At 29.6% G+C, this 15,549-nt stretch carries 15 protein-coding genes; 7 read left to right on the top strand and 8 right to left on the bottom strand.

Going from position 1 to position 15,549, the window contains the following annotated elements:
- Window positions 1–361: 361 nt before the first annotated feature.
- From V3V28_RS07345 to V3V28_RS07330, 4 genes are all read right to left on the bottom strand, one after another.
- Window positions 362–832 (bottom strand): hypothetical protein, encoded by a 471-nt coding sequence (locus V3V28_RS07345; protein ID WP_331364374.1) that lies wholly within the window; start codon window positions 830–832, stop codon window positions 362–364.
- 93 nt (window positions 833–925) lie between these two features.
- The gene (gene fabV, locus V3V28_RS07340; RefSeq protein ID WP_331364373.1) at window positions 926–2,113 is read right to left on the bottom strand and encodes an enoyl-ACP reductase FabV; all 1,188 of its coding nucleotides are present in this window, start codon (window positions 2,111–2,113) and stop codon (window positions 926–928) included.
- A 12-nt stretch (window positions 2,114–2,125) separates the two neighbouring features.
- Window positions 2,126–3,073 carry a phosphoribosylaminoimidazolesuccinocarboxamide synthase gene (locus tag V3V28_RS07335; protein ID WP_331364372.1) on the bottom strand — a complete coding sequence of 316 codons (948 nt, stop codon included), beginning with the start codon at window positions 3,071–3,073 and terminating at the stop codon, window positions 2,126–2,128.
- A gap of 89 nt (window positions 3,074–3,162) precedes the next feature.
- Complete coding sequence (locus V3V28_RS07330; RefSeq protein WP_331364371.1) at window positions 3,163–4,116, bottom strand: PhoH family protein; 954 nt, start codon at window positions 4,114–4,116, stop codon at window positions 3,163–3,165.
- A gap of 129 nt (window positions 4,117–4,245) precedes the next feature.
- Here V3V28_RS07330 and V3V28_RS07325 point away from each other — a divergent pair, with 129 nt between their 5' ends.
- Genes V3V28_RS07325 through gldG form a run of 5 tightly spaced genes read left to right on the top strand, consistent with a single transcriptional unit; the run spans window position 4,246 to window position 8,366 of the window.
- Window positions 4,246–5,106, top strand: coding sequence for an SAM hydrolase/SAM-dependent halogenase family protein (locus tag V3V28_RS07325; RefSeq protein WP_331364370.1), 861 nt, complete (start codon window positions 4,246–4,248; stop codon window positions 5,104–5,106).
- Window positions 5,107–5,109: 3 nt separating this feature from the next.
- On the top strand, window positions 5,110–5,406 hold the full coding sequence (locus V3V28_RS07320) for a putative quinol monooxygenase (protein WP_331364369.1): 297 nt from the start codon (window positions 5,110–5,112) through the stop codon (window positions 5,404–5,406).
- A 23-nt stretch (window positions 5,407–5,429) separates the two neighbouring features.
- Window positions 5,430–5,960 carry a GNAT family N-acetyltransferase gene (locus V3V28_RS07315; RefSeq protein WP_331364368.1) on the top strand — a complete coding sequence of 177 codons (531 nt, stop codon included), beginning with the start codon at window positions 5,430–5,432 and terminating at the stop codon, window positions 5,958–5,960.
- Window positions 5,961–6,013: 53 nt separating this feature from the next.
- Entirely contained in the window at window positions 6,014–6,733 is a 720-nt protein-coding gene (gene gldF / locus V3V28_RS07310; RefSeq protein ID WP_331364367.1) for a gliding motility-associated ABC transporter permease subunit GldF, read from the top strand.
- Window positions 6,726–8,366, top strand: coding sequence for a gliding motility-associated ABC transporter substrate-binding protein GldG (gldG, locus tag V3V28_RS07305; protein WP_331364366.1), 1,641 nt, complete (start codon window positions 6,726–6,728; stop codon window positions 8,364–8,366). Before gldF ends, gldG begins: the two co-directional genes overlap by 8 nt.
- A 164-nt stretch (window positions 8,367–8,530) precedes the next feature.
- Here gldG and V3V28_RS07300 read toward each other — a convergent pair whose 3' ends face one another.
- A complete protein-coding gene (locus tag V3V28_RS07300) occupies window positions 8,531–9,292 on the bottom strand; it encodes an NAD(P)H-binding protein (protein WP_331364365.1) in 762 nt (253 codons plus the stop codon).
- Between the two features lie 15 nt (window positions 9,293–9,307).
- Window positions 9,308–9,973, bottom strand: a complete 666-nt coding sequence (locus V3V28_RS07295) for an MIP/aquaporin family protein (protein ID WP_331364364.1) — start codon at window positions 9,971–9,973, stop codon at window positions 9,308–9,310.
- 109 nt (window positions 9,974–10,082) lie between these two features.
- On the opposite strand from V3V28_RS07295, the gene V3V28_RS07290 reads away from it, so the two are divergent.
- Window positions 10,083–10,931: a DUF2911 domain-containing protein gene (locus V3V28_RS07290; RefSeq protein ID WP_331364363.1), complete on the top strand. Its 849-nt coding sequence runs from the start codon at window positions 10,083–10,085 to the stop codon at window positions 10,929–10,931.
- A 177-nt stretch (window positions 10,932–11,108) separates the two neighbouring features.
- Window positions 11,109–12,938 (top strand): cystathionine beta-synthase, encoded by a 1,830-nt coding sequence (locus tag V3V28_RS07285; protein WP_331364362.1) that lies wholly within the window; start codon window positions 11,109–11,111, stop codon window positions 12,936–12,938.
- A gap of 206 nt (window positions 12,939–13,144) precedes the next feature.
- Here the strand turns inward: V3V28_RS07285 and V3V28_RS07280 are convergent, their stop codons facing one another.
- Together V3V28_RS07280 and V3V28_RS07275 are read right to left on the bottom strand one after the other, a co-directional pair.
- On the bottom strand, window positions 13,145–14,464 hold the full coding sequence (locus V3V28_RS07280) for a sugar MFS transporter (protein ID WP_331364361.1): 1,320 nt from the start codon (window positions 14,462–14,464) through the stop codon (window positions 13,145–13,147).
- Window positions 14,465–14,466: 2 nt separating this feature from the next.
- Window positions 14,467–15,471 (bottom strand): isoaspartyl peptidase/L-asparaginase family protein, encoded by a 1,005-nt coding sequence (locus V3V28_RS07275; protein ID WP_331364360.1) that lies wholly within the window; start codon window positions 15,469–15,471, stop codon window positions 14,467–14,469.
- Window positions 15,472–15,549 lie beyond the last annotated feature (78 nt).

Here is a 15,549-nt window from a genome sequence, read left to right as displayed (position 1 = left end):
TTAATACCTCTAAAATTTTCTCGTAATTTGCTCTAAAGCTGTTCATCTATTTAAATGTTTGAAATTCAATTAAATATACGATTCTCTTAATCAATGAACAGCTTTTTTATAATGCACAACAGGTATTATTTTACAAGTATTTTCTTTGAAACCACTAACTTATTTGTAATTAATTTTACAACGTACACATGTCTAATGTACCAATTCCCCCATGAGTTAATCGTGAATTAATTGTTTGTATAAATAAAAAGCACGTAACAATAATTAAAAGAAAATTTTCTTTCTTTGAAAGAATCATAACTTTATTTTTTAGGGGGAATAACACTAAAATGTAATTAGTAAGCTTAAAAAAACTTATTTACTATAAGTTTTCTAATTCTAATTGATAATCGTATTGCAAATCTTCGTGTAAAGTTGCAATTGCTTTTTTAATTAAAAGTACCTGTCTATCAAAAGTTGCTATTAATCTTGGACTTTTATTAATTGATGGCTTAAATTCTTTTAAACAATAACAAAAGTGAAGTAATAAAGCTACTTCGGTTTCTTTCTTTTTAGAGTACCTAATAAATTTTTTAGTGAGCGTTAAAATTTTACGTACACTTTTTCTAATATAAAAATAACTCTTGGTATTTATTTCTGTAAAAAGAACATCCATTTTATCTTTTACGCTTTGTATATATTGTTCTTCATCATGAGATTCAAACAATAAATACGTCAGTAATTCTTTATTCTCTTTCTTGAATTTTGATAAATGTAAACACAGCTCTTTTAACTCATTTGCAGATTTATGAGAGAGTTCATCTTTTAATTGTTTTACGGTTACCGCTTTCATTAACTTTTTTTCACAAGATAAAAAAAGAAAACCTCACAAAACAAAATCTGTGAGGTTTATATTAAAGTTTCCGCTTTCGAAAGAATACTCGTTTTACTGTATACTTGGTACTTTTACAACTTCGTTTACATCAGCTTCATAATCTACACCATTAACTTTAAAACCAAAAAGGTTGTAAAAATCGTTGCTATACCCTTCTAAATCTCCAATATCAGATAAGTTTTCTGTAGATGCTTCTTCCCAAAGTTTTGCAACTTCTTCTTGAATATCATCTCTCATTTCCCAATCGTCAATTCTAATTCTTCCTTTTTCATCTAAAGCAATATCTCCTCCAAATAAACGCTCGCTATATAAACGTTGAATTTGTTCAATACAACCTTCGTGAATTCCTTTTGCTTTCATTATTTTATATAATAAAGAAATATATAACGGAATTACTGGAATTGCAGAACTAGCTTGCGTTACTAATGCTTTGTTAACAGAAACATAAGCTTTACCACCAATCGATTTTAAATCGTCTGTAATTGTAAAAGCAGTTGCTTCTAAATGGTCTTTTGCAGCACCAATTGTTCCGTTTCTATACACTGGTTTTGTAACTTCTGGTCCAATATAAGAGTAGGCAACTGTTGTTGCTCCTTCTGCTAAAACGTCTGCATCTTTTAATGCATCTATCCACATTTTCCAATCTTCACCTCCCATTACAGTAATTGTATTTTCAATATCTTCTCCTTCAGCAGGATTTATAGATATTTCTGATACATTTCCTGTATGAAAATCTACTGTTTTATTTGTAAAAACTTCTCCAATAGGTTTTAAAACAGATTTAAATCTTTTTCCTGATGTTGGATGTGTTCTAACTGGTGAAGCCAAACTATAAATAACTAAATCAATCCGACCTAAATCTTCTTTTATTAAGGTTACAACTTGCTCTTTAACTTCGTTAGAAAACGCATCTCCATTAATACTTTTTGCATATAAACCAGCTTTATTTGCATGTTTTTCAAAAGCTGCAGTGTTGTAAAATCCTGGTGAACCAGGTCTTCTTTCTGTTCCTGGTTTGTCAAAGAAAACACCAATTGTAGCTGCATCAGATCCAAAAGCACTTGTAATTCTAGATGCCAATCCAAAACCTGTAGAAGAACCTAAAACTAATACTTTTTTAGCTCCTTCGATTTTCCCTTTAGACTTTATATATTCTATTTGATTTACAACGTTTTGTTCACAACCTGTTGGGTGTGAAGTTAAACAGATAAATCCTCTTGTTCTTGGTTCTATAATCATTGTTGTTTGTTTTTAGTTTGATAAAAAAGAATTCACATTCTCTTCAATTCTATTCATTACATTTTCAGTTGAAGCTTTTACAAATGCCTCACCAGTAATCTGTTCGTATAATTCTATATATCTGTTAGAAATCTCTATAATTTTTTCATCAGACATTTCTGGTATTTGTTGATTTTCTAATCCCTGAAATCCGTTTTCAATTAACCATTGTCTTACAAATTCTTTAGACAATTGTTTTTGAGATTCACCTTTGTTTTGTCTTTCTTGATATCCTTCCTCATAAAAATAACGAGAAGAATCTGGTGTATGAATTTCATCAATTAACACAATTTTTCCTTCTTTTGTTTTTCCGAATTCATATTTAGTATCTACTAAAATTAATCCACGAGATGCAGCAATTTCTGTTCCTCTTTGAAAAAGTTTTCTTGTATAATCTTCTAAAACTAAATAATCTGCTTCAGAAACAACACCTTTAGATAAAATTTCTTCACGCGTAATATCTTCATCATGATCACCATTATCTGCTTTTGTAGAAGGTGTAATTATTGGATTTGGAAATTTATCATTCTCTTGCAATCCTTCTGCCATTTCAACACCACATAAAACTCTTTTTCCTGTTTTATATTCTCTAGCTGCATGACCAGACATATAACCACGAATTACCATTTCTACTTTAAATGGTTCACATAAATGACCAACAGCTACATTTTCATCAGGATTTGCAAGCAACCAATTAGGAACAATATCTGCTGTATCATTCATCATTTTTGTTGCAATTTGATTTAAAATCTGACCTTTAAACGGAATTTGACGTGGTAAAATAACATCAAACGCAGACAATCTATCTGTGGCAATCATTACTAAAAGTTCCTCATTAATATTGTAAACTTCTCTTACTTTACCTTTATATACAGACTTCTGCTCCGGAAACTTAAAGTTTGTTTCGTTAATTGTATTCATTCTTTTAGTTAGTTGTTTGTTGTTTTGTGTTTTGTTGTTGGTTGCAAAAATAAACTAAAGACTATTAACCAACAACTAAAAACCAATCCCTATTCTGTTTCTATGCTTTTATATGCACTAATAATTTTTCTAACCAATATATGTCTTACTACATCTTTATCATCTAAAAATACTTGTGCAATTCCATTAATATCTTTTAAAGCTAATAAAGATTCTTTTAAACCAGAAACTTGTTTTCTTGGTAAGTCTATCTGACCGGGATCTCCAGTAATAATAAACTTCGCACTTTTTCCCATTCTGGTTAAAAACATTTTCATTTGATTGTGCGTAGTATTCTGTGCCTCATCTAAAATAACAAAAGCATTGTCTAAAGTTCTACCCCTCATAAACGCCAAAGGCGCAATTTGAATAACTCCTTTTTCTAAATGAGATTCTAATCTTTCATGCGGAATCATATCTCTTAATGCATCATATAAAGGTTGCATATAAGGATCTAATTTCTCTTTTAAATCTCCAGGAAGGAAACCTAAATTCTCTCCAGATTCTACTGCTGGTCTTGTTAAAATAATTCTTCTAACTTCTTTTTCTTTTAAAGCTCTAACTGCCAAAGCAACAGCTGTATATGTTTTTCCTGTTCCAGCAGGACCAACAGCAAATAACATGTCATTTTCCCCCATTAACGTAACCATTTTACGTTGATTGTCTGTTTGAGGTTTTATCAATTTTCCACCAACACCATGCACTAAAATGTCTTTCCCTTTTTTAGACGCAGATGTTTTTTCTTCGTTTCCGTTTGATGTTAAAATACGCTCAATACTATTATCATCTAACTTATTATAGCGATTGTAATATTTAATTAAACGTTCTAAACGAATTTCGAACTCATCTAAAATTTCTGATTCACCATAAATCTTCATTTTAGATCCTCGTGCAACAATTTTAATCTTCGGAAAATATTTTTTTAATTGTTCAATAGTACTATTATGCGCTCCAAAAAAATCTTTTGGGTTGATTTCTTCCAACTCTATAATGCGTTCGTTCAAATGTTAATTTTTTATAGATTTATATCAATTTTATTTCAACTAAAAATAGCGAATTAAATTTCTAAAATGATTAGATTTGCGTTAAATAGTTAACAACTTTTACACATTTAATTAACAGTACAAATTTCTATGGCATTTATAACGCTTACTACAGATTTTGGAACCAAAGACCACTTTGTAGGTGCTGTTAAAGGAGCTATTTATTCTGAACTTTCTGATGCTAAAATTGTGGATATCACTCATGAAATATCACCTTTTAACATTACCGAAACTGCTTATATTTTAAAAAACTCTTACAAAAGTTTTCCTGAAGGAACCATACATATTGTAGGTGTAGATTCAGAATTAAGTGAAGATAACAAGCATATTGCGTTAGAATTAGATGGTCATTTTTTTGTATGTCCAGATAACGGATTAATCTCTATGATTGCCGCTGAAATTAAACCCACAAAGATTGTTGAAATTAATATTCATGATCGAATAGAAAGTAGTTTTCCTGTTTTAGATGTTTTTGCACAAGTAGCCTGTTTTATCGCAAGAGGTGGAAATTTAACAGTAATTGGAAAAGAAATTCAAGAATTTAAAAAAATAATTGAAATTCAACCAAAGACAAATCAACAAGAAAATCAAATTATTGGAGGTATTGTTTATATCGATAATTATGGAAATGTAATTACGAATATTAGTAAAAAAATGTTTCAAGAAATTGGTAAAGGAAGAAATTTTAAAATAACTGCAAAAAAACATTCTTTCTCTAATATATTTTCAAAATACAATGAAGTTGCCAATAATAGCGCATATAGTAATCAACAATATGAAGGTCATAAATTAGCGCTATTTAATTCTGCCCAATATTTAGAAATTGCCATTTACAGAAGCAATCTTGATACTGTTGGTGGCGCTTCTTCTTTATTAGGTCTAGCTTATAGAGATATAGTTACTATTGATTTTATTGATCAACCAGAACAAGAATTCACCACTTTAAATTAAAGCATGTTTGTACGAATTGTAAAAATGAGTTTTCACGCTAAACATATCGATGAATTTTTATCAATGTTTGAAGAAAAAAAGACATTTATTAGAGCTTCTAAAGGTTGCTGTTTATTAGAATTATATCAAGACAAAAACAATCCTGAAATCTTTTTTACGTATTCTTACTGGAATGAAGAACAAGATTTAGAAAACTACAGGAATTCAGAATTATTTAAAAATGTTTGGGCAAAAACCAAAATGTTTTTTAACGATAAACCACTCGCTTGGAGTGTAGATAAAAGAGTAAGCTTAAAATAATAAATAACAATAATTAAAAATAAATGCAAGAATTTTCTTTTTCAACTTTTCCAGAATTATCAACAGAACGTTTAACTTTACGTCAATTAACTTTTGATGACGTTAAACCTATTTTTAGATTGCGTTCTAACAAAGAAATTAATGAACTAATTACAAGAGAAACACCAAAAAACTTAAATGAAGCTGAAGCTTTTATTGACACTTGTTTAAACGAATTTGTTAATGAAAACCGTATTTTCTGGGGACTTGAACTAAATAGTACCAAACAACTTATTGGAAGTATTGCACTTCATAGAATAGATTTAGAAAATAATTTTGCCGAAGTTGGTTACGAAGTAAATCCTGATTATCAAGACGAAGGATATATGAGTGAAGCAATGAGTAAAGTTTTAGATTTTGGAATTACTTCTATGAATTTACAAAAACTAGAGGCTTTTACACATCAAAATAATACTGCTTCAATTGCGTTATTAGAAAAATATCTTTTTGTTTTACAGCCAGAAAGAAAAGATGAAAACATTGAAGATAACAGAATCTATAAATTTGGTAGTTAGTAAACTGCTAGCTTCAGAGTTCTGAAACTTTAAAACTAATAAAAAGATAAATATTGATAACAATTCTAAAAAAAGAATTCAATTCGTTTTTTGCAAGTCCAATTGCCTACTTGGTAATTGGAGTTTTCTTGCTGATAAACGGTTTGTTTTTATGGGTTTTTAAAGACAATTACAATATATTAAATGCAGGTTTTGCAGATATTAATCCTTTTTTCTTTTTAGCTCCTTGGGTTTTCTTATTCTTAATTCCTGCAATTACTATGAAAAGTTTTGCTGATGAATTTAATAACGGAACCATAGAACTTCTAAAAACAAAACCAATTTCTGATTGGCAAATTGTTTTAGGTAAATTTTGGGCTTCACTCCTATTAGTAGTAGTTGCTTTAATACCTACCCTAACATATGTTTATACTGTTTATCAACTTGGAAACCCTATTGGAAATCTAGATTTTGGTAGTACAATTGGCTCTTATATTGGTTTATTATTTTTAGCTTCAACATATACTGCTATTGGCTTATTTACTTCAACTTTATCAAAAAACCAGATTGTAGCTTTTATTTTAGGTGTTTTTATCACTTTTATTTTATTTTATGGTTTTGATGCCGTTTCTACTTCTTTTGGAAACGAATCTATCACCGTAAAAAAAATAGGAATTAACGAACATTTTAAAAGTATTTCTCGCGGCGTTATAGATACCAGAGATATTATTTATTTTATAAGTGTTACCGTTTTCTTTTTATTCATCACTAAAACACGTTTAGAAAATGAATAAGAAAATAAAGAATATAGTACTAATTTTTATTGGATTGATCGTTTTAAACTATGTGAATCAATCATTATATAAACGTTTCGATTTAACTTCGGATAAACGTTATACACTTTCTGAAACTACTAAAGAGATTGTTTCTAACGTAGATAAATTTCTTTTTGTAACTGTTTATTTAGAAGGCGATTTTCCTTCGGAATTTAAAAGATTACAAGTTGAAACAAAACAATATTTAGAAGAATTATCATCAGAAAATCCGAATATAAAAATCAGTTTTGAAAACCCTAATAGTCAACGTGAAGTGTTGGTTAAAAAAGGAATGATGCCAAGTCAATTAACTGTTGAAGAAGAAGGAAAATTATCTGAAGCTATCATATTTCCTTGGGCAGAAATTAATTATGGTAAAAGAATTGAAATTGTTTCTTTATTGCCTTCTGGAATTGTAGCATCTCAAGAAGAACAACTTCAAAAAGCGATTGAAAATTTAGAATATAGTTTTTCTAACGCCATAAATAACAGTGTTCAAAAGCAGCGTAAAAAAGTTGGAATACTTACTGGAAATGGAGAGTTACAAGATATTTATCAATATAGTTTTTTAAGTGAAGTTGCTAAAAAATACAGATTGGCAAAATTCACTTTAGATTCTGTTGCTACAAATCCACAACAAGCTTTAAAAGATTTATCAAATTTAGATTTAGTAGTAATAGCAAAACCAACTGAAAAATTCACAGAAAAAGAAAAGTTTGTTTTGGATCAATTTATTGCAAATGGTGGTAAAACTTTGTGGATGATTGACAATGTACAAGCAGACCAAGATAGTTTAGCTAATACTGGTAAAATGTTAGCATATTCAAGAGATTTAAATTTAACAGACCTTTTATTTTCTTACGGGATTCGAATAAATACAACTTTAATTAAAGATTTATATTCAGCTCAAATTCCTGTTGCAACTGGCGTAATTGGTAACCAAACACAGTTCAAAAATTTAGAATGGTTTTATCATCCTTTAGCTGGTGCAAACCCAAATAACGCAATTACAAAAAATGTTTCTCCTGTAAGATTGCAATTTGCAAATCAGATAGATACTTTAAAAAACAACATCAAAAAAATACCATTATTAGTCAGTTCTTTATTAACACAAAAAGTTGGTACACCAACAATTATAGAATTACAATCTATAGCTAAAGAACCTATAGAAACAGATTATAAAAGCGGAAATCAATTGTTTGCAGTTTTGTTAGAAGGCGAATTTAATTCAGCATATAAGAATAGAATAAAACCTTTTGAAACGTCTCTTTTTAAGGGAAAGTCAGTAAAGAATAAAATGATTATTATTTCTGATGGTGATGTTGGGAAAAATCAAGTTTTAAAGAATGAACCTTATGATTTAGCAAGAGATAAATGGACCAATCAAGAATTCGGAAATAAAGATTTTCTACTAAATTCGGTTGACTACTTATTAGATGATTCAGGTTTAATCAACTTAAGAAACAAATCTTTAAAGATTAGAACTTTAGACAAACAAAAAGCTTTTAAAGAAAGAACTTATTGGCAATTTTTAAATATTGTTTTACCGTTAATATTGTTGTTTGGTTTTGGGTTTGGGTTTAGTTATTTGAGAAAAAGGAAGTATCGTTAGTTTTTAGTTTTTAGTTTTTAGTTTTTAGGAAAAAAGAGAAAATTAAGGTTCAAAAAAAATCTCGATTTAATTTCCTCATAAATTCGAAAATCACTCGAACTGACAAACTCCACAATACTAAACCATTGAACCTTTGTCAATCTGTTACTCTGCATCTTTACAATTTAAAAACTCAATAAATCATCATGAATAAAAGTATAATCTAAAACCTCTTGTACTTTTTTAGAACTGATAATTTTCCATTCATAGTTTTCATTTTCTTCAAATTCTGGAACTTCAAAATCACTACTTAATTTAGCAATTGTATAAAACTCTCTTCTCGTTGGATGATGATTAGAACAGGCGTTAAAAGTTTCATTCCAGCAATTTTGATCTATAATAGTATTAATAATTTCGATACAATCTTCTTTATGAATCATATTCACAAAACCTTTTGGTTGAGGGATTTTTCGTCCGTTTTTAAACCAATTCTCTGGTTGTCTTTCATCACCAAATAAGCCTGCAAAACGAATAATTGTAGTTTCAAAAAAATTGTTCTGCCTAAATAACTCTTCAATTTCTGTTAAAGATGTTTTTAAAACAGCATCTTCTTCCGTTATTACTTTATTAAGTCTTCTATAAACGGAAGTTGAACTAATAAATATTACTTTTTGAATGCTAGAGTTTTCAATTTGTGAAATAAGGTTTTCAAAACCGTCAACATCTTTAGACGTAATTGCAATTATTAAAATGTCAGAATTTAAGAAACCATCAAACGCTTCAAAATCAGAAATATTAACAATAAAAGGTTCAATACTATTCATCTCTAAAAGCGCTAACTTTTCTTCTTTTGTAGTAGAACCTTTTACAGAAAAACCAGCATCCAACAAAGAAATCGCTAAAGATTTACCTAACCAACCACAACCTAAAATACTAATACTTTTCATAAAGTAAAATTGAATTTAACAAGTAATATCATTACAACAATTATCATCTTTTACTAACTTACATGAAACTACGGCTAATATTGCTCCTAAAATTGGCGCAGTAATATACATCCATAAATGTTGCAAATTACCAGATACAATTGCTGGTGCAATAGAACGTGCAGGATTCATAGAAGCGTTAGTAATTGGACCTGCAAACATGGCTTCTAACAAAACAACAGCACCAATTGCAATACCTGCAACGACTCCTATTTCCTTACTTCCAGTTGAAACATTTATAATAACCAACATTAAGAAAAAAGTTAATAATAATTCTAATACAAATGCACGCCAAACATCAACTGTTGTAATGGTTGCCCCTAAAAATTCACTTGCAGGAAATAGGAACCATAAAATTAAACTTGCTACAAAAGCACCTAAAATTTGAGCAATGATATATTTAGGAACTTCTTTCCAAGAAAACTTTTTAGCATACGCAAACGCAATTGTAACTGCTGGATTAAAATGTGCTCCAGAAGTTTCTCCAAAAGCATAAATCATTGCCATTACTATTAATCCCCAAGTTATTGCAACACCTACATGTGTTACTTCTCCACCAGTAACTTCATTAACGGTCATGGCTCCTGTTCCACAAAAAACCATAGAAAAAGTACCAATAAATTCTGATATATATTTCTTCATCTTCTAAATTGAGAAGCAAAGATACACACCTTTAATTTAAGGTTTTGTTAACAATTCTCATTTTTTGAAATCGTAATTTTGATAGAATTAAAAATAACAACCAATAATCATGAAAAAAATTATATTAAGTTTATTTGTACTCGCATTAACGTACGCTACAAATGCTCAAATTGAAACACCTGCTCCAAGTCCATTTCAAAAAGTTGAACAAAAAGTTGGACTTACAGACGTAACTTTAGAATATTCTAGACCTAGTATGAAAGGAAGAGTAATATTTGGAGGATTAGAAGATTTTGATAAAGTTTGGAGAACAGGTGCAAATGCTAGAACAAAGATCACATTTAGTTCAGATGTAACAATTGATGGTAAACCTTTAAAAAAAGGAACTTATGCTATTTTTACAAAACCAGGAAAAACAAGTTGGGACGTATATTTTTATACAGAACATAAAGGTTCTGGAGCTCCAAGAGAATGGGATGATACAAAAGTAGCAGCACAAATTAGAGTAACTGCACAAGAAATCCCTATGGATATTGAGACATTCACAATTACTTTTGATGATTTAACAAAAAATTCTGCTGTTTTAGGAATTATGTGGGAAAGAACTTATGTTGGTGTAAAATTTGAAACTCCTACAAATGCAATGGTAGATAAATCAATAGAGAAAGTAATGAGTGGACCTTCAGCTCAAGATCTATTTTCTGCATCTGGTTATTATTTAGCAAATGGAAAGGATATTAATAAAGCTCAAATGTGGATTGACAAAGCTGTGAAAATGACTTCAGAAAATCCTCGTTTTTGGTATTTAAGACAACAATCTTTAATACATGCAAAAGCAGGAAAAACTAAAAGCGCAATTGCTGCTGCAAAAGAATCTTTAAAATATGCAACTGTAGCTAAAAATGCTACTTATATAAAAATGAACAAAGCTTCATTAAAAGAATGGGGAGCAATGTAAATTGCTTATAAAATAAAAAAACCTCAAGTAAAAACTTGAGGTTTTTTTATTTTAAAACAGCTCATTTTACAATTGATTTTTTCACACAAAAAAACTAACTTCGCTATAAAAATTATAAAAACTAAATTACATCTATTAATTACCTCTTTAAGGTTGAAAAATAAGGAAGACAATAAAATGCTAAACTATATTAAAAACATATTAGACAATATGCCAACAGATTGGCTAAATCTAACAACACATCGATTAGATATTTATAACGAAAAGTTAGCTAAAATCGAATTTTTAGATCAGTTTGAAACCTTATTTAAAAAAAATAATTTTGAAGCATCTGCATTAAAGAAATTACCAACTGCGTACGATTATATTCGATTAGGTCATCCTTTATCTTGTATATTAGAATGGATTATTGGGAATTTAAATAATTTGAAATCAGAAAATATAATCAGCTTTTCATCAAATACGATTCCTATTTTAGCAATTTTAAGAAAAAACTTACTAGAAAAAAAAGACACTCAAATCATTTATAAAAATGAATTACCAACTTTTTTTGATGCTGAAGTAATTAAGCGAGTTTATGGTTATAAATTTGAGTTGAAGAAAGCTGAAAACATAAAAGATATTACTAAATTTAATGGAAGCACAATTTATATTTCTGAACAAGAAAAAATTGGAGCTTTTGAGATCAATTCAAATATTGATTTTTTTATTAGTCTTCATAAAAATCTTGGAAGTATTTTACTAGTAAACGGAAAACAAAATGAAAGTTATATTTCAGATATACAACATGTAAGAAGAAGAGAAACCATTGCAATGACACCAGGTAATTGTCTAACTGCGTTGCATTCTTTAGTTAACAAAATCGCTATTGAACTTCAAAAAAGCAACCTAAAAGTTGATAAAAAAATTGTTTTAGATGCTATTAATGAAGTTACAGAAACAAATACAAAAGCACTCGTTTCTTCAAGCGGATTATCTATTCAATATGCAATATTAATGGGTTTAGTTCATGATGCTATAGAAAATCATAAAGGAAAAGCCATTAAAATTATTGTTCCTACTAATTGTTACGGTGGTACAAATGACCAAGCAAGAAGAGTTGCTGCTTGTATTGACAATGTTGAAGTGGTAGATTTAGCAGTTGATGGAGATAACGATATGGTACAAAGTATTGATACCGTTTTAGCAAAAATTGCGAATGAAAATGCAGTTCCTTATATCATAGCAGAAATACCTACAAATCCAAGAGTTGAAGTTCCAAACCTTATAGATCTCAAAGAAGTTTTAAGTAGAGAACGTAAAACTGCAAATGGTAAAATTACTATCGACCCTGTTTTTATTTTAGATCAAACATTCTGCCCAAATATTCATTTTTTAGGTGAAGGTGAAATACTATCAACCATAAGAACAATTTCTTTTGCAAGTGGATCTAAATTTCCAAGTGGCGGGCAATGTACGGCTGGTTATTGTGTTGGAAATAAGAAAACGATTACATTAATTGAAAAGATAGAAGAACACTTACTACTTTGCGATAATGAAGCTACTAATTTTCAATATAAAATATTAGCAAAACAATTGCCATCAATGAAACAAAGAATTATTGATGCGTATAAAAACACTCGTGAATTTGTAAATTTCATCCAAGAAACGTTACCCGAAGCTAAAATTAATTTTGTTTCAGAAGAATTAGCAGCACAAGAATTTACGCCTTCTGTTTTTTCACTAGATCTTCCTACAAAAGGAAATACGGATGAGGAAAAAGAAGTGCATAAAAGAGCTTTAAATTTAAAGTTAATCAACTTAATGATTACAAAAATCCCTAATGAAAGTAAGTTCTGTGTAAGTTACGGACAGTTAAAAGGATGTTATTGGACAATACCTGCAACCTCTACTCAAGGAACTACTAAAGAAGGAGACAAAGATTATATTGTACGTGCTTCACTTTCTGGAAATATGGATATGGAATTGCATAAAAAAATTTTTTTAGAATTTGTTGAAAATATATAATAAATTAGTAATTTAGAGAAACCAAAATTATAAATCTTATTAAGATATTCTAAAATCTCAAGTGAAAGCTTGAGATTTTTTATTTTAAAAGACAGGTATTTTCACCCTTGATTTTCTTCTAAAAAAAACCGAACTTCGCTAACTACGAATATAAGTCATTAAAACGACGTCATATTCACAACAACGTTAGCGAATTTTCAAAAAAACTATTCTTTCTTCGTTTTAAAGCGTCCATAAAACAGAATATATCCATAACAAGCTATTGTTAAAACAAATGCTATTTTAAAGCCAAAACCATCAATTAAACCTCCAAAAGCAAAAGGAATAATTGCGCCACCAACAATTGCCATACATAGCAAACCAGATGCTTGAGCTTTTAAATCGCCCAAACCTTCTAAACTTAATGTAAAAATAGTTGGAAACATAATTGAGTTAAATAAACCAACTGCCAAAATAGACCACATAGAAAGTAAGCCTGTTGTGTTTATAGAAATTAAAATCATGATAATTGCTAAACTTGCAAAAATGGCTAATACTTTTCCTGGTGCTATAATTTTGGTTAAATAAGCGCCAACAAAACGCCCAATCATTGCGCCACCCCAATAAAAAATAACGAAAATTGCTAATAGCGATTTAGGATCAGAATTTGTAAAAGTTTTATTAAATGTGCTTGCAATGGTATTTGCAATACTCATCATAGTTTCATTACCTGCAACAACTACTGCTAAATTCATGTCAGAAAAATAATTGACTAAAAAGCTACCAATTGCAACTTCTGCGCCAACATAGACAAAGATTCCTAAAGCACCCATTAATAGTAACTTATTTTTAAGCAATGTTATATAACCTCCTTTTGGACTTTCTTGCATTACTTGTGGTAACTTTATAAACCCAAATATCAATGCTAAAACAGCAATGGAAATTGCGATAAATATAAATGGAGTTTGAACTGTTGCAGCTTCAGCAACATAATAATTGGTTTTTTCAACTTCTGATAACAATGCTATCTCTGTTGATGTTTTTACAGAATCGCTCAATAAAAATAATGCGCCAACAACGGGTGCAATTGTGGTTCCTAAAGAATTAAATGCTTGTGATAAATTTAAACGACTACTTGCACCATCTTCACTACCTAACAAAGCTACATAAGGATTTGCTGCTACTTGCAATATTGTAATTCCACCAGCCAATGTAAAATACCCTATTAAAAATACTGGAAAAGATCTTATTGAAGCTGCTGGATAAAATAACAAACAACCTAAAGCCATTGTTAATAAACCTAAAACGATTCCTTTTTTGTAACCAATTTTCGATAAGATAAATCCTGCTGGTAATGAGAACACAAAAAATGCTACAAAGAATGCAAATTGTACTAAAACAGTTTTTGCATACGACATTTCGAAAACATCTTTTAGTCTTGGTACTAAACTATCTACTAAAACAGTAATAAATCCCCAAAGGAAAAATAAAGTTGTTAAAAATATAAAGGCACTCTTATAGGATTTATTCGTTGTTTCTGAATACATACTTATGCTTTGTTAAAATAATCTGATTTAATATTCTTGTTTTCATTGTCTTTATATATGTTGTAACTAAACCATTCATGAATGGAATATGCGCCAGTTTCACCTTGCTTATTCACAGCAATATAACCTACTTGAAAATTCTTAAAATCTTTACCTGGTTTGTTTACAATTCGTCCAATTGCTATTTCACAAGCTTCTTGTGGACTTTTACCCTGTCGCATTAATTCAACAATTAAAAAACTACCCACCGTTTTTAATACTTCTTCTCCTAAACCAGTTGCAGATGCGCCACCAACTTCATTATCAACAAATAATCCACCACCAATAATTGGCGAATCTCCTACTCTACCAGCCAATTTAAAAGCCAATCCACTTGTGGTACAAGCTCCAGAAATATTACCGTTTTTATCAACAGCTAACATGCCAATTGTATCGTGGTTTTCTATATTTATAATCGGTTTGTACTCCGATTTTACTTTCCATTTTTCCCAAGCTTTTTTTGAAGCTTCTGTTAATAAATTTTCTCTTTCAAATCCTTTGGAAACGGCAAATTGTTCTGCTCCATCACCAACCAACATTACATGTGGTGTATCTTCCATTACTTTTCTAGCAACAGAAATTACATGTTTAATATTTTTTACGCCTAAAACTGCTCCATAATTTCCTTTTTCATCCATTATACAAGCATCCAGGGTAACATTTCCATCTCTATCAGGCAAACCTCCTTTACCTACAGATTGCCCTTCTTCATTTGCCTCTTCAATTCTACAACCTTGTTCTACAGCTTCTAAAGCTGAACCTCCTTTTTTTAAAACGTTAGCAGCTGTTTCTACCGCTAAATCTGTTTTCCAAGTAGCAATTACTAATGGTTTAACTGGTTTTAAAGTTACTGGTGCTATTTTTTTTTCTTTTGATTTAGAATCATCACAACTTATTAAAGTTGATGATACAGCCACTAAACCTAAACCTGTTACTGATGCTTTTTTTAGAAAATTTCTACGTTTCATAATTATTCTTAATTTGTCATTGCGAGTTTACGAAGTAATCTCTTTTACTAGAAAGAGGTTGCCTCAATCGTTCCTCAT

Origin of the sequence: Polaribacter sp. (genome assembly GCF_036480315.1) — a bacterium.
Lineage (GTDB): Bacteria > Bacteroidota > Bacteroidia > Flavobacteriales > Flavobacteriaceae > Polaribacter.
Note: the sequence above shows the minus strand (reverse complement) of the source record. Positions and strands in the feature narration are given on the sequence as shown.

Coding starts and splice junctions, on each gene's coding strand:
- V3V28_RS07335 (WP_331364372.1), bottom strand. CDS start 3,073: ATGAATACAATTAACGAAACAAACTTTAAGTTTCCGGAGCAGAAGTCT.
- fabV (WP_331364373.1), bottom strand. CDS start 2,113: ATGATTATAGAACCAAGAACAAGAGGATTTATCTGTTTAACTTCACAC.
- V3V28_RS07320 (WP_331364369.1), top strand. CDS start 5,110: ATGTTTGTACGAATTGTAAAAATGAGTTTTCACGCTAAACATATCGAT.
- V3V28_RS07275 (WP_331364360.1), bottom strand. CDS start 15,471: ATGAAACGTAGAAATTTTCTAAAAAAAGCATCAGTAACAGGTTTAGGT.
- V3V28_RS07280 (WP_331364361.1), bottom strand. CDS start 14,464: ATGTATTCAGAAACAACGAATAAATCCTATAAGAGTGCCTTTATATTT.
- V3V28_RS07285 (WP_331364362.1), top strand. CDS start 11,109: ATGCTAAACTATATTAAAAACATATTAGACAATATGCCAACAGATTGG.
- V3V28_RS07345 (WP_331364374.1), bottom strand. CDS start 832: ATGAAAGCGGTAACCGTAAAACAATTAAAAGATGAACTCTCTCATAAA.
- V3V28_RS07290 (WP_331364363.1), top strand. CDS start 10,083: ATGAAAAAAATTATATTAAGTTTATTTGTACTCGCATTAACGTACGCT.
- V3V28_RS07315 (WP_331364368.1), top strand. CDS start 5,430: ATGCAAGAATTTTCTTTTTCAACTTTTCCAGAATTATCAACAGAACGT.
- gldG (WP_331364366.1), top strand. CDS start 6,726: ATGAATAAGAAAATAAAGAATATAGTACTAATTTTTATTGGATTGATC.
- V3V28_RS07300 (WP_331364365.1), bottom strand. CDS start 9,292: ATGAAAAGTATTAGTATTTTAGGTTGTGGTTGGTTAGGTAAATCTTTA.
- V3V28_RS07325 (WP_331364370.1), top strand. CDS start 4,246: ATGGCATTTATAACGCTTACTACAGATTTTGGAACCAAAGACCACTTT.
- V3V28_RS07295 (WP_331364364.1), bottom strand. CDS start 9,973: ATGAAGAAATATATATCAGAATTTATTGGTACTTTTTCTATGGTTTTT.